We start from the raw sequence: 22,480 nt of genomic DNA, 5'->3' as shown, positions 1-22,480 counted from the left end.
GATTTAGTAACAAAAATTTTCTCATTATTAGTTTCATTCTTTATTTTTTGTATCAATAATTATTGTAACTGGTCCGTCATTAACTAAAGCTACTTTCATATCGGCTCCAAATTGTCCGGTTTGTATTTTTTTACCTAATTCTATTTCCATTTGTTGCACAAAAGATTCGTACAATGGAATGGCAATTTCTGGTTTTGAGGCTTTAATATAACTTGGTCGATTTCCTTTTTTGGTTAACGCATGTAATGTGAACTGACTCACAACAATCATCTCTCCATCAATATCTTTTAACGACAAATTCATTATTTCGCTTTCGTCTTCAAAAATTCTTAAATTGGCTATTTTAGAGGTTAACCAATTGATATCTTCTTGATTATCGGCGTCTTCAATCCCAACTAAAACTAATAAGCCTTGTTGAATTTGAGCAAAAATTTCGCTGTTAATAGTAACTGATGATTCGGAAACTCGTTGAATTACTGCTTTCATTTTAATGTTTAAACATCAAAAATATAAAAAAATATCAGAAAAGATTTACGGAAATCCGTAAAAACAAATCATTTTCTTGTTTCGTCGCTTGCTCTTCGTTCTGCATCATAAATATCTGCACGATATTGCTCTTCGTCACCCTCTAAAATTTGGGTATAACTTTTATAACGCGACCATGAAATTTCATCGTTTTCTAACGCTTTTTTAATAGCGCAATGCGGTTCGTCTTTATGTAAACAGTTATTGAATTTGCATTGGTCTTTCAAAGCAAAAAATTCTGGAAAATAATCTCCTATTTCTTGTTTTTCCATGTCAACAATTCCAAAACCACGAATCCCTGGCGTATCGATAATTTGCGCTCCAAAAGATAAATCAAACATTTCGGCAAACGTTGTGGTGTGTTTTCCTTGTGCGTGTGATTCCGAAATTTGTTTGGTTTTTAAATTCAAACCTGGTTCTAACGTGTTTACCAAAGTAGATTTCCCAACGCCAGAATGTCCTGAAAACATAGAAACCCTGTCTTTCATTAACGCTTTTAGTTCGTCAATTCCTTTTCCATCTTTTGCAGAAACCCGTAAACATTTGTAACCGATTGAAGAATAAACATGTTGTAAATATAATTGTTCGTCTAATGTTGGGTCATCAAACGTATCAATTTTATTAAAAACGATGACAGCTTCAATTCCGTAGGCTTCTGCTGTAACTAAAAATCGGTCAATAAAACTGGTTGTAGTTGGTGGATTATTGATGGTTACCAATAAAAAAACGACATCAATATTAGAAGCAATAATATGCATTTGATGCGATAAGTTTACTGATTTTCTAACAATGTAATTTTTTCTGTCGTGGATTGCCGTAATTACTCCTGTCGTTTCATCTGTAGTGTTTTCAATATCATAATCTACGATATCGCCAACGGCAATGGGATTGGTACTTTTGATACCTTTCATTCTAAATTTACCTTTTATACGGCATTCCAAAAAGTCACCATTTTCAGTTTTAATGGTGTACCAACTTCCGGTAGATTTATAAACGATTCCTGTCATTCAAGGTTAGAAATTAGAAGTTTAATTCAACTTCGTTATATATTGCAAAGATAGCTTTTCTATTCAAAATTTAGTCAATAAAAAAAGGCTACTTTATAGCAGCCTTTTAAATTTTTAATCTTCTAAAATCATTCTTCCTAACTTATCTTTACTTTTTCTTGAAGAATAAACAATAAACTCTTTATCTGATTTTCTATAGTAAACACCAGGGCGTAATACTAATTCATTTTTAATAACTTCTTCAGGATCTTTTCGCGTCATATTTCCATTTGAGTCGAAGATAAATAAAGCCGGAACTGCATTGTTATAATTACCTAATGATCTAATATCGTCTATATTGGTGATCCCTTTATTTTTAACATTATCATTAAATAGTAAATTAAGTACTCCGTTTTTGTAAATTGGAATTGCACCTAAATACTCAGGACCTTTACCTAATTGAGTTAAAGGAATTTGAATTGATCCACCAACAGCAAAACTACCATTACCTCCTGCCATTCCAAATCCAATTGACAATGTAGTTACAGTTGCAGACTGTTCTTTTGGTAAAACATGACCCCATTCAAATGTACCATCAGCTTTTAAACTTGTAATGATAATTTCGTTTTTAGTATAAGTTACAGGAGTTGCCGCTAATGGTCCAATACCTGAACTTTGACCTACATAAACAAATTGAAATTCAGACAAAACAATTAAACCACCATCATTTTTCTCAATAATAGTTGTAATATTATAGTATGGCTTAACGTCTTTTCCTTTTTTAGCTCTTCTTTCACCTAATAATTTAACTTTTGTTGCATAATCAAACTCATTAAACTTTACTGTGTTAGTTGAATTAGTATTTAAATCAATAGTTGCGTTATAAACTCCTTTAAGTTCTTTATTTGCCTTTCCGTTTTCTCTTACACTAGAATAAAAACCAACAATTTTCAAAGTATTTTTATTTGTAGAAATCATTTTACAGTTGATTATCTCTTTTCCTTTGATATCAATATTCACGATTTCTTTTTTGTATCCATTATTTCTTTTAAAAGCATGGATTTCAAATTTTTCAATTTGTTCTTTCTTTTTTGAATCTCTATAACTTTCATTAACAACTAAAAAAACATCATCTTGAAAATTAACTTCAAAATCAGAAATTGTAAATTCATAATCTTTCTTACTGTCATCAAACTTAACTTTTTCAGTATTTGAGAACAAAGTTCCCATTTTGTCATCAAACAATTTTACTTCATATTTAACAGCATCTTCTTTTGAAAATAATGAAGTATGCATAACTAACAAAGCTCCTTCATCTGGAGATAATTTAAAATAAAAATCACCTCTGCTTGATTTTTTTGCAACTTCAGCATCAAATAAGACTACAGGAGATTTACTTAAAACACCTTTATCTGAAACTTGTGTAGCTACTAAATTAAAAATTTTATCTTTTTTGTTATATACACTACCAATTACATACAAGTTATCATTCAAAAGAAAAATTTCTTCAAAATCAACTTCTTTATCGCTAATCTGAGGTATTACAATTGGGTTAGACGAAACAAGTTTCATTGAACCCGATTCAAATATTTTTATAAAATAATCATCTTTTCCTTTTATAGCTAAAGCAAAGATTTTGTTATTAGACTCTCCAACGATTTTAACAATTTTTTGTTTGTCATCAGCTAACTCTTCTCCATAAGTTAAAGACACTTTATCAATTTTGTTTTGAGCAACTAAAAATTGAATCCCAAGAACAAAGGCAAATAAAAACAGATTAATTTTTTTCATTATTTAGTATTAAAGATTTGTGGCGCGATATTACAAAAAATGTAAGAATATTTTCAGTAAAAATTTACTTATTAATCACTTTTTCTTGATGACTAATACTTTCCTGGTGTATCGCCTTAAACAAATGCATTACAAATTCGTTACTCAATCCTTTTTCTTCACCTTCTAAAATCATTTTGCCTAAAATTTCATTCCAGCGTTGGTTTTGTAAAATAGCTACATTTTTTTCCTTTTTAAGCAAACCTATTTTATCGGCTACTTTCATTCGGTTACCCAAAATCTCTAACAACTTTCCATCAAATTCATCAATTTGCATGCGGAGTTTTGCCATTTTTTGGTTGTATTCGCTTTCATCATCTGACACTTTTCTAACGCGTAAATTAATGAACATTTGCTTTAATGTTTCTGGCGTTACTTGTTGGGCTGCATCACTCCAAGCATTGTCTGGGTCAATATGTGTTTCGATAATTAATCCGTCATAATTCAAATCTAAGGCTTGTTGCGACACTTCTTGAATCATATCGCGCTTTCCTGTAATGTGCGAAGGATCACAAATCAACGGTAAATCAGGAAAACGATTTTGTAAATCAATCGCTATTTGCCATTCGGGATTATTGCGGTATTTTGTTTTTTCGTAAGTAGAAAATCCTCTATGAATTACACCTAATTTTTTGATATTCGCATTATATAATCGCTCTAAACCGCCAATCCATAAAGATAAATCAGGATTTACTGGATTTTTTAATAACACGATTTTATCAGTTCCTTGCAAAGCATCTGCAATTTCTTGAACGGCAAATGGATTTACAGTGGTTCTAGCTCCAATCCACAGCACATCAATATCGTGTTCCAATGCTAATTTAACGTGGGCAGCCGTTGCTACTTCGGTTGCCATTAATAAACCAGTTTCAGCTTTGGCCTTTTGCATCCATTTCAATCCGATTTCTCCCACACCTTCAAATCCACCCGGACGCGTGCGAGGTTTCCAAATTCCAGCTCGGAAAATCGAAACATCAGAATTCTTTAATTCGTGTGCTATTTTTAAAACTTGTTCTTCGGTTTCTGCACTACAAGGTCCTGCAATTACAAGTGGATGATTTAATTGAAAATCATCTAACCAAGTGCGTAATTCTTTTTTATTTTCCATAATCCTTAATTCACTGTAAAATTACTATTTATTCTTAAATTATTATTGTTTACTCTTTTCATATTCGCCCAAAACCTTGAAATGCGTTGTCATGATTTCCATTACTTTTTTTGCCTTTTCAAAATGTTTGTATTTTTCAAAAACCACATCCACAAAAAAGGCATAAGTAAAAGGCGTTTCAATTATAGGAAGTGATTGAATTTTCGTTAGATTCAATTTGCAATTATTCATCACATTTAAAACCGTTGCCAATGAACCCGGCGTGTCATCCAACTCAAATTTTACTGAAGCTTTATTGATGAGATCTTTTGGAATTTCTTTGTTGGATGCTTTTAAAACTACAAAACGTGTTTTATTACTTTTTACGGTGTGAATTCCATTTGCAATGATTTCCAAATTATAAATTTCAGCCGCAACTGGTCCGCCAAGAGCACCGATTCCTTTTAATTGATTTTCCTGAATTCGTTTTGCCGCAATTGCAGTGTCTGAACTTTCAACCAACTTTATATGAGGATATTGACTAAAAAAATTAGCACATTGCAACAAAGCAATTGGATGCGAATGTACTTCTTGAATCTCTTCAATAGTTTGCCCAGGAAACACCATCAAATTCATGTGTATGTCTAAAAAATGCTCTCCTATAATGTGTAAATCGTATGAATCGATTAAGGCATAATTAGGCAAAATGGCTCCCGCAATTGAGTTTTCAATCGCCATAATAGCTTTGTCTGACAGGTTATTTTTTAAACTATTAGCTACATCTCTAAATGTAACACATTCATCCAAACCAATTGCTTCACCAAAATAACGATGTGCTACTTGGTGATGAAACGACCCTTGAATTCCCTGAATTGCGACTTTAATTTCCATAATATATGAGCAAAAAAAAATCCCGATTTGCATCGGGATTGTATGTTTATAAAATAAATTTCTTTGATTTATATAATAGCACAACAATCCCTCAACTGTCTCCAGAAGAAATAAAAAGAATTGTTAAAGAAAAATGTACTATTGTTAAGCATTGTGCTCTTTGTTATTTGATTCTGCTAAAGTAATAAAAAAATGAAAACAAAATACTTTTTTAAATAAATTTGAGTTCTTTTAAAAAAAGTTACTTTTGCTAAAATTTACATCATATGTCGATAGAAGTTCAAAATATTTCAAAAAATTACGGAGACCAAAAAGCGTTAGACAATATTAGTTTTTCTGTAAAAAAAGGAGAAATCGTAGGTTTTTTAGGCCCAAATGGTGCCGGGAAATCAACCTTGATGAAAATTTTAACTACTTATTTAACAGCCGATAGCGGAACAGCTGTTGTAAACGAACATGATGTAACTTCAGCTCAAAAAGAAGTGCAGAAGTCGGTTGGGTATTTACCAGAACATAATCCGTTGTATTTGGATTTATATGTGAGAGAATATTTAGCTTTTAATGCCGATTTACATAAAGTTGCCAAATCGAGAATTGATGAAGTAATTGCTTTGACAGGATTAACACCTGAAAGTCATAAGAAAATTGGCGAACTTTCTAAAGGCTATCGTCAACGTGTAGGATTAGCAACGGCTTTATTACACAATCCTGATGTTATGATTTTAGATGAACCAACAACAGGTTTAGATCCAAATCAATTGGTAGAAATTCGTGATTTGATTAAAAACATTGGAAAAGACAAAACGGTTTTTCTATCAACACATATTATGCAAGAAGTAGAAGCTATTTGCGATAGAATTATCATTATCGATAAAGGAAAAATAGTTACGGATAAAAAACTAAACAATTTAGTTGCCGAAGAAGCAGAACAAATTATCGAAGTAGAATTTGATAAAAAAGTTTCTGAATCTGATTTTGTGGCTTTACCAAATTTGAAATCGGCAAAAAATACACATGATTTAATTTGGGAACTTACTTTTACTACATCAACAGATATGCGACCAGCGTTATTTGATTTTGCTCAAGCCAATAATTTGAGAACGCTACAAATTGTATTGAAAAGCAAAAACTTGGAGCAAATTTTCAGAGAGAAAACAGCTAAGAAGAAATAAAAAAATCTCCTTACAAATAAACCTGTAAGGAGATTTCAAAAAGCTTTGGCTAAAATAAACTAATTCAATGTTGCCAAATACTTTTTTCTTAACTTGAAATAATCGTCATAAACTACAGAAAGCGCGTACGATGACAATTTTTCATCCAAAATAGAACTGTAAATAAAATCCTCTTCTGTAAAGCCATACTTTGAAATGGCATCTTTTATGTAATTTACAGCAGTTTCCTTTTTATTTTGATAGAAATAACAATTTGCTACTTCTATATAAACGTCTTTTAAATTTTCACCTTTTGACAATTTAATGTAATTTTCATACTCTTTGATTGCCTCAGTGTAATTCTTTTTCTCTGTTAATGATCTAGCTTTGGTCAAGATAGAATCTAATTCGCCAGCAAAAGTTAATTGAGCGACGAAAACTATTACGAAAGTAAGTATTGTTTTCTTCATAATATGGAGGTTTATTTCTATGAAATTACAACAAAAAAACAATACTCCCAAATTTAATTCGCAATAAATATTTAAAATACTAATATTTGATTTAACATTTTAACATTTTTTATAAGAATATGTTAAAAATTGAAATTGAAAACAAACAAAAAAACAAAGAATCAACTCATTTTAACTCAAAAAACTCAGATTTCATAAAAATTACTTTTTTTATTAATTTTTATGAAATCAAAACATTTATAAGATTTAACTGATTTTAAAAAATTTCTTTTGCAATAGCCTTAACATTCTCGGCCTTTCCCATAGAATAGTAATGCAAAACTGGAATTCCAGCCGCTACTAATTCTTTACTTTGTTGCGTACACCATTCAATTCCAATCTGTTTCACAGCATCATTATCTTTAGCTTTTACAACCGCCATGATCAAATCATCAGGCAATTCAACACTAAAGCGATGCGGTATTAAATTCAATTGTTTTTTGGTTGCGATAGGTTTTAATCCTGGAATAATCGGAACAGTAATTCCTGCTGCTCTGCATTTTGCCACAAAATCGAAGAATTTTTTATTATCAAAAAACATTTGGGTGATGATATAATCAGCGCCGTTTTTGATTTTTTGTTTTACGAAATGAATATCACTATCTAAACTTGGTGCTTCCATGTGTTTTTCCGGATAACCTGCAACTCCGATGCAAAAATCGGTTTTTGTTGAATTCTGCAAATCTTCGTCTAAATAAATTCCCTTATTCAAATTGCTGATTTGTGTTACTAATTCCGAAGCATAAGCATGTCCTTCTTTTTCAGGTTTGAAGTAAATTTCGCTTTTAACTGCATCGCCACGAAGCGCTACGACATTATCAATTCCTAAGAAATCTAAATCAATCAACAGATTTTCAGTATCTTCTTTGGTAAAACCACCACACAAAATATGCGGAATAGCATCTACTTGATATTTATTCTGAATTCCAGCACAAATTCCTACCGTTCCCGGTCGTTTTTTAACTACTTTTTTCTGCAGTAAACCATTTTCTAACTCTTTGAATTCATATTCCTCACGGTGATAGGTTACATCAATGAATGGTGGATTGAATTCCATCAATGGATCAATGCTATCAAAAATAGATTGAATATTTTGTCCTTTTAAAGGCGGTAAAATTTCGAAGGAAAACAAAGGTTTTCCGTTGGCGTTTTGTATATGTTCAGTTACTTTCATCTTAATCTGCTAAATTGGGTGAGAGCCATTTTTCGGCTAATTCAATGCTAATGTTTCTTCTTTTGGCGTAATCTTCTAATTGGTCTTTTTTAATTTTTCCTAAACCAAAATATTTACTTCCTGGATTCGCAAAATAATAACCCGAAACTGATGACGCTGGCCACATCGCCATACTTTCAGTTAACTTCACACCTATTTCTTGTTCTACATTTAGTAATTTCCAAATCGTTGGTTTTTCCAAATGGTCAGGACAAGCTGGATAACCTGGCGCAGGACGAATTCCTTTATATTGTTCTTTGATTAACTCATCATTTGACAAAACTTCATCAGAAGCGTAACCCCAAATTTCTTTACGTACTTTTAAATGCAAATATTCTGCAAAAGCTTCTGCTAATCTATCTCCCAAAGCTTTTACCAAAATGGAATTATAATCGTCTAATTGTTTTTCGAATTCCGAAGCTTTTTCATCAACATCAAAACCAGTTGAAACACAGAAACATCCAATATAATCTTGTTTACCAATTTCTTTTGGAGCAATAAAATCCGCTAAAGCGATATTTGGAGCTCCAACCGTTTTTTGCGATTGTTGACGAAGCGTCAAAAATTTCTCAACTTCGTTTGAAGCGACAACTTCAACATCGTCATCATTGACAGTATTCGCTGGAAAAATTCCTAAAATTCCTTTTGCGGTGAACCATTTCTCTTTAACAATCTGAGCAAGCATTTTTTGTGCATCTTCAAAAAGATGAGTGGCTTGTTCACCTACAATTTCATCCGTTAAAATCGCTGGATATTTTCCGTATAATTCCCAAGATTGAAAAAATGGTGTCCAATCGATGAAATCTACTAATTCTGAAAGTTCAACTTCAATTGTTTTTGTTCCTATGAAATTTGGTTTTACTGGTTCGAACGTATCCCAATCGATTTTGAATTTATTTTTACGCGCTTCTTCAATCGATAAGAAATTTTTCTCACGACTTCTATTTAAATATCCTTCTCGAAGTGAATCATATTCCTCACGAAGCGATTTTGCATAAGTAATTTTAGTATCGGGTTGCAATAAATTGGTTGCTACTGTTACCGCTCGAGAAGCATCGTTCACATGAACCACGGTTTCTTTATATTCTGGAGCAATTTTCACAGCCGTATGTGCACGTGAAGTTGTAGCACCACCAATCATTACGGGGATTTTGATATTCAATTTATCCATTTCTTTGGCCAAATACACCATTTCGTCCAGCGAAGGCGTAATCAAACCACTCAAACCGATAATATCTACATTTTCTCTAACCGCAACTTCAATGATTTTTTCTGGCGGAACCATCACTCCTAAATCAATGATTTCAAAATTATTACAGGCTAAAACTACTGAAACTATGTTTTTTCCAATATCATGCACATCACCTTTTACAGTCGCCATCAATACTTTTCCAGCACTTGACGAAGTAGAACCGTCTTTTGAAGCTTCAATATAAGGAAGCAAATAAGCCACCGCTTTTTTCATCACACGAGCGGATTTAACAACTTGTGGCAAGAACATTTTTCCGCTTCCAAACAAATCTCCCACCACGTTCATTCCGGCCATCAAATTGATTTCGATCACTTCGATAGGTTTTTTGGCCAACTGACGCGCTTCTTCAATATCAATTTCGATAAATTCGTCGATTCCTTTTACTAATGAATGCGTTAATCGTTCTTGAACCGAACCATTTCTCCATTCAGCAATCGCTTTTTCATTCGATTTTACATCGCCTTTGAAACTTTCGGCTAAATCTAGTAAACGCTCTGTGGCATCTTCTCTTCTATTTAATAAAACGTCTTCAACGTGTTCAAGTAAAACCTTGTCAATTTCATCGTAAATTTCTAACATTTCAGGATTCACAATTCCCATTGTCATGCCGTTTTGGATGGCATGATACAAGAACGCAGAATGCATCGCTTCACGTACTTTATCGTTTCCACGGAAAGAAAATGACACGTTACTCACACCTCCAGAAATATTAGCATATAGAAGATTTTCGCGAATCCATTTGGTCGCTCGAAAGAAATCTAATGCATTTAGTTTGTGTTCTTCCATTCCGGTTGCAACTGGAAAAATATTGGGATCAAAAATGATATCTTCAGCAGGAAAACCAACTTGATTAACCAAAATATCATAACTTCTTTTACAGATTTCGATACGTCTTTCGTAAGTATCCGCTTGACCGTTTTCGTCAAAAGCCATAACAATTACAGCTGCTCCGTATCTCTTAATTAATTTAGCATGATGAATAAAAGTAGCTTCTCCTTCTTTTAAGGAAATCGAATTTACAACCCCTTTTCCTTGAATCACCTTTAAACCCGCTTCAATGATTTCCCATTTTGAGGAATCAATCATAACAGGAACTCTTGCAATATCGGGTTCAGCTGCAATTAGATTTAAGAATTTAGTCATGGCATATACGCCATCTAACATTCCTTCATCCATATTAACATCGATGATTTGCGCGCCACCTTCTACTTGAGCACGCGCGATATCTAAGGCTTCATCATATTTTTCTTCTTTGATTAAACGAAGAAATTTTCTAGAACCGGTTACATTTGTTCGTTCTCCAACGTTTACAAAATTCGTTTCTGGAGTTACAATCAAAGGTTCTAAACCTGATAATTTTAAATATTTATCGGAATTATAACTCATTACTTATTCTTTTATAATGTTTTGCAACAGACTTCCAAAAGATTTTACTATCACTAACATATTGGCAAACCCAACATCGTTGTGACTGAATAAATCCTTCAAAATTTATTTTTATTGTACTATTTTTCATTGTATTTCTTTGCTTAAACCAAAACGCTTTCTCTTGGTTTGAATTCTTTTGCTACCTCAGCAATTAATTTGATGTGTTCTGGTGTAGTTCCGCAACAGCCACCGATGATATTTACTAAATTTTCCTGTAAATATTCCCGAATTAATTGTTGCATTTCTTCAGGCGTTTGGTCGTATTGTCCGAAGGCATTTGGCAAGCCAGCATTTGGATGTGCTGAAATATTTAACGAGGTATTATTTCCCAATGTTTTTAAATACGGTTTCAATTGGTCAGCACCTAAAGCGCAATTAAATCCAACACTCAGCAAAGGAATATGTGAAATCGAAATCAAAAAAGCTTCCACCGTTTGTCCCGATAATGTTCTTCCAGAAGCATCGGTAATTGTACCTGAAACCATCACTGGAATATCGATATTGCGTTCTTCTTTTACTTCTTCAATAGCAAACAATGCGGCTTTTGCATTTAAGGTATCGAAAATTGTTTCTACCAAAAGTAAATCGCAACCACCATCAATTAAAGCTTCTACTTGTTGTTTGTAAGCGATTTTTAAATCATCAAAATTCACTGCTCTGAAACCTGGATCATTAACATCAGGTGACATTGATGCTGTTCTGTTCGTCGGACCGATGGAACCAGCCACAAATCTTGGCTTATCGGTAAATTCATCCGCTACTTCACGAGCGATTTTAGCCGATTGAAAATTCAATTCGTAGACTAAATCTTCCAAATAATAATCGGCCATTCCAATAGTTGTTCCCGAAAAAGTATTAGTTTCTACAATATCAGCACCGGCTTCAAAATAAGCGCGATGTACTGATTTTACAGCTTCTGGTTGGGTAATGGAAAGCAAATCGTTGTTTCCTTTTAATGGATGTGGAAAATCTTTGAAGCGTTCGCCTCTGAAATCTTCTTCTTCAAATTTATAACGTTGCAACATCGTTCCCATAGCTCCATCGAGCACGAGAATTCGGTTTTTGATTTCTTCTTGAATTTTTGACATTGTATTCTCTCTCAAAGGCTAATTGCCTATTTTTCTTGATTAACTTAATTTGTTACCGTAGAAAGTTGGAGAGCAATTCTAACGTTATCTGCTTCCGATAAATATCGGAATAGAATGTAGCACCTTTCCACTAGCGCGGGAGGTTGCTAAGCTTTCGCAGGGTCTATTCCCTCCAGCTTTCGTGATAACAAACACTATAATTATGAACACTGCAAATGTAGTGACAAAATTGAAATTATGAAATATTTTCTAAAATTTCATTAAAAATATATTTTTTATAGATTTATATTCCTATTTTAATCTTAAATTAAGAATATAAATCTATAAAATAATTTAAAAAGTTTTATTCTAACGCTTGTTTTAAGTCATTAATTACATCTTGGACGGTTTCCAAACCAACAGAAACGCGCACCAAACCATCAGTAATACTTACCGCCAAACGTTCCTCTTCCGTCAATTTACTATGTGTAGTAGAAGCTGGATGTGTTACAATTGAACGCGTGTCACCTAAATTCGCAGACAACGAACATAATTTGATTTTGTCTAAAAATTTCCTTCCTGCTTCAATTCCTCCTTTAATTTCAAACGCTACAATATTTCCACCTAATTTCATTTGCTTTTTAGCGACTTCATATTGCGGATGCGATTTCAAAAATGGATATTTCACTGAAGCGACATTTGGATTATTTTCTAAAAATTCAGCGACTTTTAAAGCATTTTCGCAATGTTTTTCAATACGAACTGGCAAGGTTTCTAAACTTTTAGACAATACCCAAGCATTGAAAGGCGACAAAGCGGGTCCGGTATTACGAGAAAATAAATAAATTTCACGAATTAAATCAGAACGCCCAACGGTTACTCCACCTAAAACACGGCCTTGCCCATCGATTAATTTGGTGGCAGAATGAATCACTAAATCGGCTCCGAATTGAATAGGATTTTGAATGTAAGGAGTCGCAAAACAGTTATCGATAATTAAAATCAGATTATGCTTTTTAGCAATTTTCCCCAACAATTCTAAATCTAGAATATCAACTGCTGGATTCGTTGGCGATTCTGCGTAAAGGATTTTGGTATTCGGTTGAATGAAATTTTCAATCGTTTCTGGTTGGTTCACATCGAAATAACTCGTTGTAATATTCCATTTTGGAAAATATTTAGTAAACAAAGTATGTGTCGAACCAAAAACACTGCTTGCTGAAACTATATGATCGCCCGAATTCAACAAAGCAGCAAAAGTAGAATACACCGCTGCCATTCCTGTTGCGAAAGCGTAGCCGTCTTCTGCTCCTTCCAACAAACAAATTTTTTCTACGAATTCTGATGTATTGGGATTGGAAAATCGACTGTAAATATTGCGTTCTTTTTCCTCCGCAAATGAAGCGCGCATGTCTTCAGCATCTTCAAAAATAAAACTTGATGTTAAATATAAAGGAACGGAATGTTCTAAATATTGAGTGCGCTCTAATTGCGTTCTAATGGCTTGGGTTTCTAATCCTAAATTTTGGTTACTCATGGTTTTGTTTGTTGAATTTTTTAATCGTTGAACTTTTAAAGTTTAAAACCTACAAGACTTTTACATCTTGCAGGTTTTGAGTTTGGGTGGTTATAATTTTTTTTCGGATAAGCGTAAAATGTCACCAAAAACACCTCTTGCGGTTACGGATGCACCAGCTCCAGCGCCTTGAATTACGATAGGTTGCTCTCCATAAGATTCGGTATAAATTTCGAAAATAGAATCAGAACCTTTTAAAGAACCTAAAGCAGAATTGGCTGGAACGGATATTAATTTTACTTCTAATTTTCCTTTGTCTTGTTGCAAATCACCTGATAATTCTCCGATGTAACGTAACACTTCATTTGGACCTTGAGCGTCTTTGATGTTTTGGTAAATTCCATCTAATTCTGATAAACGTTTTAGAAAATCAGTTGCGCTTCCTTCGCGTAAAGGTTCTGGAATTAGGTTTTGAATTTGGATTTCTTCGAATTCGTTTTGTAAATCTAATTCGCGTGCTAAGATTAATAATTTTCGTCCAACGTCGTTTCCATTTAAATCTTCTCTTGGATCGGGTTCAGTGAAACCTTTGTCGATGGCTTCTTTTAAAACTTCGCTGAATTTTTTGTCTTCTATCGAAAAATTATTGAACAAATAACTCAATGTTCCAGAGAAAACACCTTTAATCTTAGTGATATTTTCACCTGACAAATGCAGTAATTTAATCGTATCAATCAATGGTAATCCAGCACCAACATTCGTTTCGTATAAATATTCTTTTTGATTTTCTTTTAGTACTTTTCGCAACGTTTTATAAAAATCGAAACTTACGGTATTCGCGACTTTATTTGACGAAATTAAATCGAAACTATTTTCGGCTAACGAAATGTAATTTTCAATGAAAGTCGAACTTGCGGTATTGTCAATTGCGATTAAATTTTCCAAATGATGTTCTTTAGCGTAAGCAATTATGTCTTCAACTTTGTATTCCTGACCTTTGTAGTCTAAAGTAGCTTTCCAATTTTCGCTGATTCCGAATTTATTCAACAATACCTTTTTGGAATTTGCGATTGCAAACACATTCAGCTTGATTCCTTTTCGCTTCTCGATATTTTTTGCTGATTCTAAAATTTGGGAAATCAAAGTTCCTCCAACTGTTCCGTGACCGAAAATGGCAATGTTGATTTTTTTTGCTACACCAAAAATTTCGCCGTGAATTACATTTAAAGCACGTTTGAATTCATCTTGACTGATGACCAAACTGATATTTCTTCCCGTAACCGTATTATTCAACAAAATTGGTGTGATTTTATTTCGGATTAAAGCCGTGTATGGTTTGTGGAAATTGGTTAAATCTTGACCAATAATCGAAATCACCGCTATATTATCGTTTACCGAAATTTTATTGACATCTTTCGTGTAAAAATCGGTTTCAAATTCTTTTTCTAAACCAACCAAAGCTTTCGAAGCCTTATCAGAACTCACGACCAAACCAATTCCTCTTTCCGAAGAACCTTGCGAAATGATGCTCACACTAATATCGTTTTCAGCCATCACTCGGAAAATTCGTGCATCAACTCCTGTTTTTCCTAACAAACCTCTTCCTTCTAAATTAATCAGCGAAACATTCGTTAAAACCGAAAGCGATTTGATACCTTCATTCGTTTGCTCGGCAGTGATTAAAGTTCCTTCATTTTCAGGATTGAAAGTATTTAAAATACGTAACGGAATGTTTTTTTCCACCAAAGGAATGATGGTTTTAGCATGTAAAATTTGAGCTCCAAAATTTGCCAACTCATTCGCTTCGTTAAATGATAAACGCTCAATTTTTTTCGCATCAGGAACTAAATCAGGATTAGCAGTAAAAATTCCGTCAACGTGAGTATAATTTTGAAATTCTTCTGCGTTTAGATAATTTGCTAATAAAGAAGCGGTATAATTACTCCCATTTCTTCCTAAAGTACTGGTTTCATTATTCAAAGTTGAGCCAATAAAACCTGTCACAATATTTACTTTATCTGAGTTCTTAACAAAATACTCTAGTACATTTTGTTTAGAAATCGCTTCAATAGGTTGCGCACTTCCAAAGTTGGTATCCGTTTTTATTAACTGACGTGAATCTGTAAATTGTGCTTTGATGCTGTTTTCGTTTAAAACATAAGCCACGTATTTTGCGGATAGAATTTCGCCATACGCTATGACTTGGTCTTTGATTTTTTCGCTGTAATCTCCTAAAAGCGAGACACCTTCTAGTAATTTCTGTAAAATCGAAAATTCTTCTTCGAAGATGTTTTCTTTCAAACCTTCTAATTGGTATTTTTTGAATTGCTCAAAGTCCGCTTGAAAATTAATGTTGGCTTGTGCTTTTTTTAATAGAATTACCAATTCGTCAGTAGCATTTCCTCTTGCCGAAACTACGACTGCGATAGGCTCGTTATTGAAATATTTTTGAGCAATCGTTTGAATTACTTTTTGCAATCCTTCTCCGTTTGCTAATGATTTTCCTCCAAATTTTAGTATTTTCATTTGTTTAGATTTTATTTTTTATTGGTAACAAATGGTATCGCTTTTTTATTTGATTTTGCTTCCGCAAATAGTTTTGTGAGCGATTTCATTGTGTTTTTAATTAAATATAGGTTTAAGTATGTTGTTTAGTTGTTCAAATTCTATCAAGAAAGCATCGTGTCCGTGAATGGATTTGATTTCGTGATAAAATGCATTGTTTTTGTAGTTTTTGACTTCCTGAAAAGCTATTTTGATTTCGTTTGCTGTAAAAAAATAATCGGTATCCACACTAATTAAATGAATGTTGGAAGTGATACTTTTTATGACTTCTACTTGATTTTTGTTTTTAAAAATATCGGTAGTTTTCAATAAATGATTCATGAGTTTATAGGCCGAAAGCTGAAATCGGTTTTGTAATTTTTCTCCGTGATGTAACAACCAACTTTCCACTTGAAACAATCCTTCCGAATTTTGCAATTTGGTGTGAAACTTTGCTTGCAATGATTCGGGTGTTCTATACAATAACATGGCGTGAATTCTGGCATCGTGAATTGGATTTTCAGAATTATTCAGAATCAAATCTTGAATTAACACATTTCCAATCAACCAATCAGAAGCTTTCCAACTTGTTGCTACCGGAATTAAATTCGCAATCGCTTTTGGTCGAATTGCAGCCATTTCCCACGCAATTGCTCCGCCTAAACTTCCACCAATTACCGCAAAAACTTGATTCACTTTAAACGAATCGATTCCTTTCCAAAATAAATTAGCCACATCGTAAGTAGTGAAATCTTGATAGTTCTCAATTAAATTTTCTTCATCATGATAACCGTTTCCAGGAATATTGAAGGCTAAAACCGCATACTTTTTGGTGTCAATAATTTTATCATCACCAATTAACGATTGCCACCAACCGTTTTCACCAATTACTTGCGAATTTCCAGTTAAAGCATGATTCACCACTACCAAAGGTGCAGAACCAACTGGTTGCCCAAACAGTTGATAGGATAAAATCACCTTTGCTTGCACCACACCATTTTGCAATGGAACATTTTGAAACACTATTTTTTGAATTTTACTCATCTTTCTTTTTAAAAAAAGGCTGCCATTAGGTAGGTCTATCGGCAGCCTTAAAACAAACAAAAACCTAAACTAAATTTTGAACTGGCAATTTTTCGAAAACACTTTGCAAATCGGCTTTCAAGTCTTCAATATCTTCTAAACCAACTGATAAACGAATTAAATCTTTCGTTACTCCCGTTGTGATTTGTTGTTCTTCTGACAATTGTTGGTGCGTTGTACTTGCTGGATGAATGATTAATGATTTTGTGTCGCCAATATTTGCCAACAAAGAGAAAAATTGAGTTTCATCAGCTACTTTTTTAGCGGCTTCATAACCACCTTTTAATCCAAAAGTTACGATACCACTTTGTCCTTCTGGTAAATATTGTTGCGCTAAATCGTAATATTTTGAAGAAATTAATCCTGGATAATTTACCCAAGCCACTTCTGAACGTTTTTGCAACCATTTGGCTAATTCCAAAGCATTTTCACTGTGCTTTTTGATTCGGATAGCCAATGTTTCTAATCCTTGAATAATTTGAAATGCATTAAATGGACTTAACGAAGCTCCTAAGTCGCGTAAACCTTCGATTCTAACTTTTGCAATGAACGATGCAGCACCTAAAACTTCATAATATTTTAATCCGTGATAACCTGCTGAAGGTTCTGTGAATTCTGGGAATTTTCCGTTGCTCCAATCGAAATTTCCTGCATCGATGATGACACCTCCAAGAGAAGTTCCATTTCCACCGATGTATTTGGTTAAGGAATGAATTACGATGTTTGCTCCGTGTTCTATTGGGTTTAGCAAAAATGGAGTTGCCACTGTATTATCCACAATAAAAGGCACTTTGTAGGTTTGTGCGGCTTTTGAAATGGCTTTTAAATCGAGTACATCTAATTTTGGATTTCCTAAACTTTCAGCGAAGAACACTCGGGTATTTTCTTGTGCTGCGTTTAAGAAATTCTCAGGATTTGATGGATCTACGAAGGTCGTTGTGATGCCTAATCTTGGCAAAGTCACGTTTAATAAATTGTAAGTTCCACCATATAAACTGTTAGAAGCTACGATGTGGTCGCCCGCTTTTAATAAAGTTAACAAAGCTGTTGAGATGGCTGCGGTTCCTGAAGCGGTTACCACAGCTCCAATTCCTCCTTCTAATTTGGCCAAACGTTGTTCTAAGATGTCGTTTGTTGGATTATTTAATCGAGTGTAAATAAACCCAGCTTCAGCTAAACCAAAAAGATTGGCTGCGTGATCTGAGTTATTAAAAACGTATGATGTGGTTTGGTAAATTGGCACGGCTCTTGTTCCTGCGTTTTTGGTGGTATCGTGTCCTGCGTGTAATGCGTTTGTTGCAAATTTATTTGTGCTCATGATATTTTTATTTTTGATGTTATTGTATTTTTTAAATGTATTTTTTTGATTTTACTGAGTTTGATTCAGCTACACATTCGACAACATCGTCTTGGATTGTAAATTGCTATTTTCATGTTCATTTTAATTTTTAGAAATAAAAAACCTCTGCTTTCGACAGAGGTTATATTGAATTAATTTACTTTTAAAATTATGCAATAGGTTTCCTCTGCGGATTATTCCACATCATCATACACATATTGCACATTGTAAAGTTCATTTTCTTTTCTTTTAATTTGACAGGGCAAAATTAGATTTATTTTCTACAATAAAAAAATAAATAGATTATTTTTCTAAATTTTGTTGTTTAAATTAAATAAAATGGATTTATTTTCATTAAAAATGAATTATTAATGGAAAAATAATCTATAAAAAAGACGGTTTCATAATTCTTCAATTAATAAACTATAAAAAAAAGTGAACAACTATTTGGAATTCAATTTCATTTCATACATTTGCAAACGAAAACAAAGAGGAAAAATTTGAACTGATTGCAACCTCATTAAAAAAATGCTAAAGCAGTATTACTACTCCTTTACGCAATCTCTGCAATTATTTTTCCTCGCTAAATTTTAAAAAATAATTTATTATGGCTTATTTATTTACGTCAGAATCAGTGAGTGAAGGACATCCTGACAAAGTTGCGGATCAAATTTCAGACGCATTAATTGATAACTTTTTAGCATTTGACCCTGAGTCAAAAGTAGCTTGTGAAACATTAGTTACAACAGGTCAAGTAATTTTAGCTGGAGAAGTAAAATCAAACACTTATTTAGATGTACAAACTATCGCGAGAGATGTAATCAAGAAAATTGGTTACACGAAAAGCGAATATATGTTCGAAGCAAATTCTTGTGGCGTTTTATCTGCTATTCACGAACAATCTGCCGATATTAATCAAGGAGTTGACAGAGCAAGTAAAGAAGAGCAAGGCGCTGGTGACCAAGGAATGATGTTTGGTTACGCTACAAACGAAACTGCTGAATTCATGCCGTTAGCATTGAAATTGTCTCATCAACTATTACAAGATTTAGCGGATTTAAGAAGAGAAAACAACGAAATCACTTACTTACGTCCAGACGCTAAATCTCAAGTTACTTTAGAATATTCTGATGATAACAAGCCTGTTCGTATTGATGCTATTGTAGTTTCAACTCAACACGATGATTTTGCTGATGAACCAACGATGTTAGCTAAAATCAAAAAAGACATTATTGAAATTTTGATTCCAAGAGTAATCGCTAAAAATCCTCAATACGCTCATTTATTTAATGATGCTATTAAATACCATATTAACCCTACAGGAAAATTCGTAATTGGAGGACCTCACGGAGATACTGGCTTAACAGGTAGAAAAATTATTGTAGACACTTATGGTGGAAAAGGTGCTCACGGTGGTGGTGCTTTCTCTGGAAAAGACCCATCTAAAGTAGACCGTTCTGCTGCTTATGCTACACGTCATATTGCTAAAAATTTAGTAGCTGCTGGTGTAGCTGACGAAATTTTAGTACAAGTTTCTTATGCAATTGGAGTTGCTGAGCCAACATCGATCAACGTAAACACATACGGAACTGCAAAAGTAAACTTAACTGACGGAGAAATCAGCAAAGTAGTAGAAAGCATTTTTGATATGCGTCCTTACTTTATTGAACAACGTTTAAAATTAAGAAATCCAATCTACAGCGAAACAGCTGCTTACGGACATATGGGAAGAACCCCAGAAACTGTAACCAAAACGTTTTCTGCTCCAGGAGGCTTAACAAAAACTGTTTCTGTTGAGTTATTTACTTGGGAAAAATTAGATTTCGTAGACAAAGTAAAAGCAGCTTTTAATATCTAAGAATCTGCTGAATACAAAATAGTTAAACCCATTTATTTTCGAATAAATGGGTTTTTTAATTACGGATTTTATACTTTAGCAAAAAATTCATTTTTAATGAAAACCTTTATACAAATATTCTTTTTTGTGACTTTATTTAATAGTTTCAAAGTTTTTTCACAAATTGGAATTAACACTACAAATCCAAAATCCACATTAGATATTGTAGCAACTGACAGTAACTTACCATCAAACACGGATGGAATTCTAATTCCAAGAGTTAATAATTTTCCAGCTATTAATCCAACAAGCGATCAAAATGGTTTGTTAATTTATCTTACAACAACAGCAGGTAATAACGCACCAGGCTTTTATTATTGGGACAACAATACTACTTCATGGAGTTCTGTAACAAACACAAAAAATGTTTGGTTGATAAATGGAAACACGAATACCAATCCAAACAACAATTACATTGGAACTAAAGATAATACGGACTTCATTTTTAGAAGAAATAACAACCATTCTGGAATTATAGCTATCAACAATACTTCTTTTGGAAACAATTCGTATAAGCCAATCGGGAGTAGCTCTAACAATACTGCTTTTGGTAGTTTTTCATTAAGTAGTACCACTAATGGAAATTCAAATACAGCTATTGGATTTAACACCTTGAAAAACAATACTACGGGTTTTTCTAACAGTGCAATGGGTGCTCAAGCCATGACAAATAATACAGTTGGAAACTCCAACACAGCATTAGGAATATATTCTTTAAACAATAATACTACGGGAAACTCCAACACAGCAATTGGATCAAACTCATTGTTGATGAATATTTCAGGAAATGAAAATTCTACTTTAGGGACTAATAGTTTATATAACAACACTAATGGAAATTATAATGTTGCCATTGGAACTTATTCACTTTATAGTAACACTAGCGGAAACAATAATACCGGATTAGGCTCTTACACTTTAACAGCTAATTCAACCGGAAACAATAACGTTGGAATTGGTTTAGCATCCTTAAGTTTCAACACAACAGGATCTCAAAACACTTCAATTGGTAATAATTCTTTAAACAATAACACCATAGGCTTTCAGAATACTGCTGTTGGTTCTTTTTCTTTGTATAAATCAAAAACAGGGAATCAGAATACTGGAATAGGAAGCTACTCGCTATATAACAACGATTCTGGCTCAAACAATACGGCTATTGGTTTCAATAGTTTGTATAATAATATATCAGGAAATAACAATAGTGCTTTTGGGAACAATGCTTTGTTTAGTTCAACCGCTGGAATAGGAAATTCAGCTTTTGGAAACCAATCTTTATTTGCAAATACTGGAAATTACAATTCAGGTTTTGGAGAATTCACCTTAAAATCAAACACTACTGGAAATAATAATGTAGCTGTTGGAGCAAATTCATTGGAAAATAATACAACTGGAAGTTTCAATACTAGCATAGGAAACAATGCTTCTAAAAACAACAATATAGGAGAAAACAATGTAAGTTTGGGCTACAATTCCTTGTCAAATACTACTTCAGGAAACCACAATGTTTCATTGGGAAACAATTCCTTATTTAACAACATTAATGGCTCTTTTAATACAAGCATTGGAAACAATGGGTTAATTTCAAATAATACTGGAAATCACAATACCGCCATTGGTTACAATGCTTACAATTCTGGAGATTACAACAATTCAACTGCAATTGGATTTAACGCATATATTTCGGGAGACAATCAAATTAGACTTGGTAATTTTGATATTACAAGTATTGGCGGGGCTGTTGGATGGTCTAATTTATCAGATGGACGCTTGAAAGAGAACATACAAAATAATGTTGTAGGATTAGATTTTATTTTAAATCTAAAACCTGTCACTTATAATTATAATTTCAAAGCTATTGATCCAAAAAGCCAAAACAACACTATAAGATATTCTGGATTTATTGCACAAGATGTTGAAGAAACAGCTAAAAAAGCAAACTACGATTTTAGTGGCGTGGATGTACCTAAAAACCAAAATGATTTTTACAGTTTACGTTATGCTGAATTTGTTGTTCCAATTGTAAAATCAATACAAGAACAGCAAAAAACAATTGAAGCATTAAAACTAGAATTAGAACTTCAAAAACAAAAAAACGAAGCTTTAGAAAAAAGGCTTAAAGCAATCGAAGAAAAACTTAAATAAAAAAGACCTGAAATTTC

Annotated in this window: 16 protein-coding genes and 1 riboswitch; of the genes, 3 read left to right on the top strand and 13 right to left on the bottom strand. The window is 33.1% G+C overall.

Annotation, left to right across the window (positions count from 1 at the left end; all coding sequences use genetic code 11):
- Window positions 1-33: 33 nt before the first annotated feature.
- From dtd to C8D80_RS11170, 5 genes are all read right to left on the bottom strand, one after another.
- Entirely contained in the window at window positions 34-486 is a 453-nt protein-coding gene (dtd, locus tag C8D80_RS11190; protein WP_133610413.1) for a D-aminoacyl-tRNA deacylase, read from the bottom strand.
- Window positions 487-554: 68 nt separating this feature from the next.
- Complete coding sequence (gene rsgA / locus C8D80_RS11185; RefSeq protein WP_133610411.1) at window positions 555-1,532, bottom strand: ribosome small subunit-dependent GTPase A; 978 nt, start codon at window positions 1,530-1,532, stop codon at window positions 555-557.
- Window positions 1,533-1,646: 114 nt separating this feature from the next.
- Window positions 1,647-3,302 (bottom strand): hypothetical protein, encoded by a 1,656-nt coding sequence (locus C8D80_RS11180; RefSeq protein ID WP_133610409.1) that lies wholly within the window; start codon window positions 3,300-3,302, stop codon window positions 1,647-1,649.
- Between the two features lie 64 nt (window positions 3,303-3,366).
- On the bottom strand, window positions 3,367-4,449 hold the full coding sequence (locus C8D80_RS11175; RefSeq protein WP_133610407.1) for a bifunctional 3-deoxy-7-phosphoheptulonate synthase/chorismate mutase type II: 1,083 nt from the start codon (window positions 4,447-4,449) through the stop codon (window positions 3,367-3,369).
- Between the two features lie 42 nt (window positions 4,450-4,491).
- Window positions 4,492-5,319 (bottom strand): prephenate dehydratase, encoded by an 828-nt coding sequence (locus C8D80_RS11170; protein ID WP_133610405.1) that lies wholly within the window; start codon window positions 5,317-5,319, stop codon window positions 4,492-4,494.
- Window positions 5,320-5,585: 266 nt separating this feature from the next.
- Between C8D80_RS11170 and gldA the strand changes: the two genes are divergently transcribed.
- Window positions 5,586-6,491 (top strand): gliding motility-associated ABC transporter ATP-binding subunit GldA, encoded by a 906-nt coding sequence (gene gldA / locus C8D80_RS11165; RefSeq protein ID WP_133610403.1) that lies wholly within the window; start codon window positions 5,586-5,588, stop codon window positions 6,489-6,491.
- Window positions 6,492-6,550: 59 nt separating this feature from the next.
- Here the strand turns inward: gldA and C8D80_RS11160 are convergent, their stop codons facing one another.
- The 8 genes from C8D80_RS11160 to C8D80_RS11125 form a co-directional block, all read right to left on the bottom strand.
- Window positions 6,551-6,940, bottom strand: a complete 390-nt coding sequence (locus C8D80_RS11160) for a tetratricopeptide repeat protein (protein WP_133610401.1) — start codon at window positions 6,938-6,940, stop codon at window positions 6,551-6,553.
- A gap of 256 nt (window positions 6,941-7,196) precedes the next feature.
- Entirely contained in the window at window positions 7,197-8,153 is a 957-nt protein-coding gene (gene metF, locus C8D80_RS11155; protein ID WP_133610399.1) for a methylenetetrahydrofolate reductase [NAD(P)H], read from the bottom strand.
- A 1-nt stretch (window position 8,154) separates the two neighbouring features.
- Window positions 8,155-10,830: a methionine synthase gene (gene metH, locus C8D80_RS11150; protein WP_133610396.1), complete on the bottom strand. Its 2,676-nt coding sequence runs from the start codon at window positions 10,828-10,830 to the stop codon at window positions 8,155-8,157.
- A gap of 143 nt (window positions 10,831-10,973) precedes the next feature.
- Window positions 10,974-11,960 carry a homocysteine S-methyltransferase family protein gene (locus C8D80_RS11145; RefSeq protein WP_133610394.1) on the bottom strand — a complete coding sequence of 329 codons (987 nt, stop codon included), beginning with the start codon at window positions 11,958-11,960 and terminating at the stop codon, window positions 10,974-10,976.
- 81 nt (window positions 11,961-12,041) lie between these two features.
- Window positions 12,042-12,151: riboswitch (SAM riboswitch) on the bottom strand.
- Window positions 12,152-12,303: 152 nt separating this feature from the next.
- Entirely contained in the window at window positions 12,304-13,476 is a 1,173-nt protein-coding gene (locus C8D80_RS11140) for a trans-sulfuration enzyme family protein (RefSeq protein WP_133610390.1), read from the bottom strand.
- A gap of 90 nt (window positions 13,477-13,566) precedes the next feature.
- Complete coding sequence (gene thrA, locus C8D80_RS11135) at window positions 13,567-15,981, bottom strand: bifunctional aspartate kinase/homoserine dehydrogenase I (RefSeq protein ID WP_133610388.1); 2,415 nt, start codon at window positions 15,979-15,981, stop codon at window positions 13,567-13,569.
- 96 nt (window positions 15,982-16,077) lie between these two features.
- Window positions 16,078-17,043: an alpha/beta fold hydrolase gene (locus C8D80_RS11130; protein WP_133610386.1), complete on the bottom strand. Its 966-nt coding sequence runs from the start codon at window positions 17,041-17,043 to the stop codon at window positions 16,078-16,080.
- Between the two features lie 64 nt (window positions 17,044-17,107).
- Window positions 17,108-18,400 (bottom strand): O-acetylhomoserine aminocarboxypropyltransferase/cysteine synthase family protein, encoded by a 1,293-nt coding sequence (locus C8D80_RS11125; RefSeq protein WP_133610384.1) that lies wholly within the window; start codon window positions 18,398-18,400, stop codon window positions 17,108-17,110.
- Between the two features lie 628 nt (window positions 18,401-19,028).
- Between C8D80_RS11125 and metK the strand changes: the two genes are divergently transcribed.
- Together metK and C8D80_RS11115 are read left to right on the top strand one after the other, a co-directional pair.
- Window positions 19,029-20,279 (top strand): methionine adenosyltransferase, encoded by a 1,251-nt coding sequence (gene metK / locus C8D80_RS11120; RefSeq protein ID WP_133610382.1) that lies wholly within the window; start codon window positions 19,029-19,031, stop codon window positions 20,277-20,279.
- A gap of 96 nt (window positions 20,280-20,375) precedes the next feature.
- Window positions 20,376-22,463, top strand: coding sequence for a tail fiber domain-containing protein (locus tag C8D80_RS11115; protein ID WP_133610380.1), 2,088 nt, complete (start codon window positions 20,376-20,378; stop codon window positions 22,461-22,463).
- Window positions 22,464-22,480 lie beyond the last annotated feature (17 nt).

Source organism: Flavobacterium cheniae (assembly GCF_004363695.1).
Classification (GTDB): Bacteria; Bacteroidota; Bacteroidia; order Flavobacteriales; family Flavobacteriaceae; genus Flavobacterium; species Flavobacterium cheniae.
Note: the sequence above shows the minus strand (reverse complement) of the source record. Positions and strands in the feature narration are given on the sequence as shown.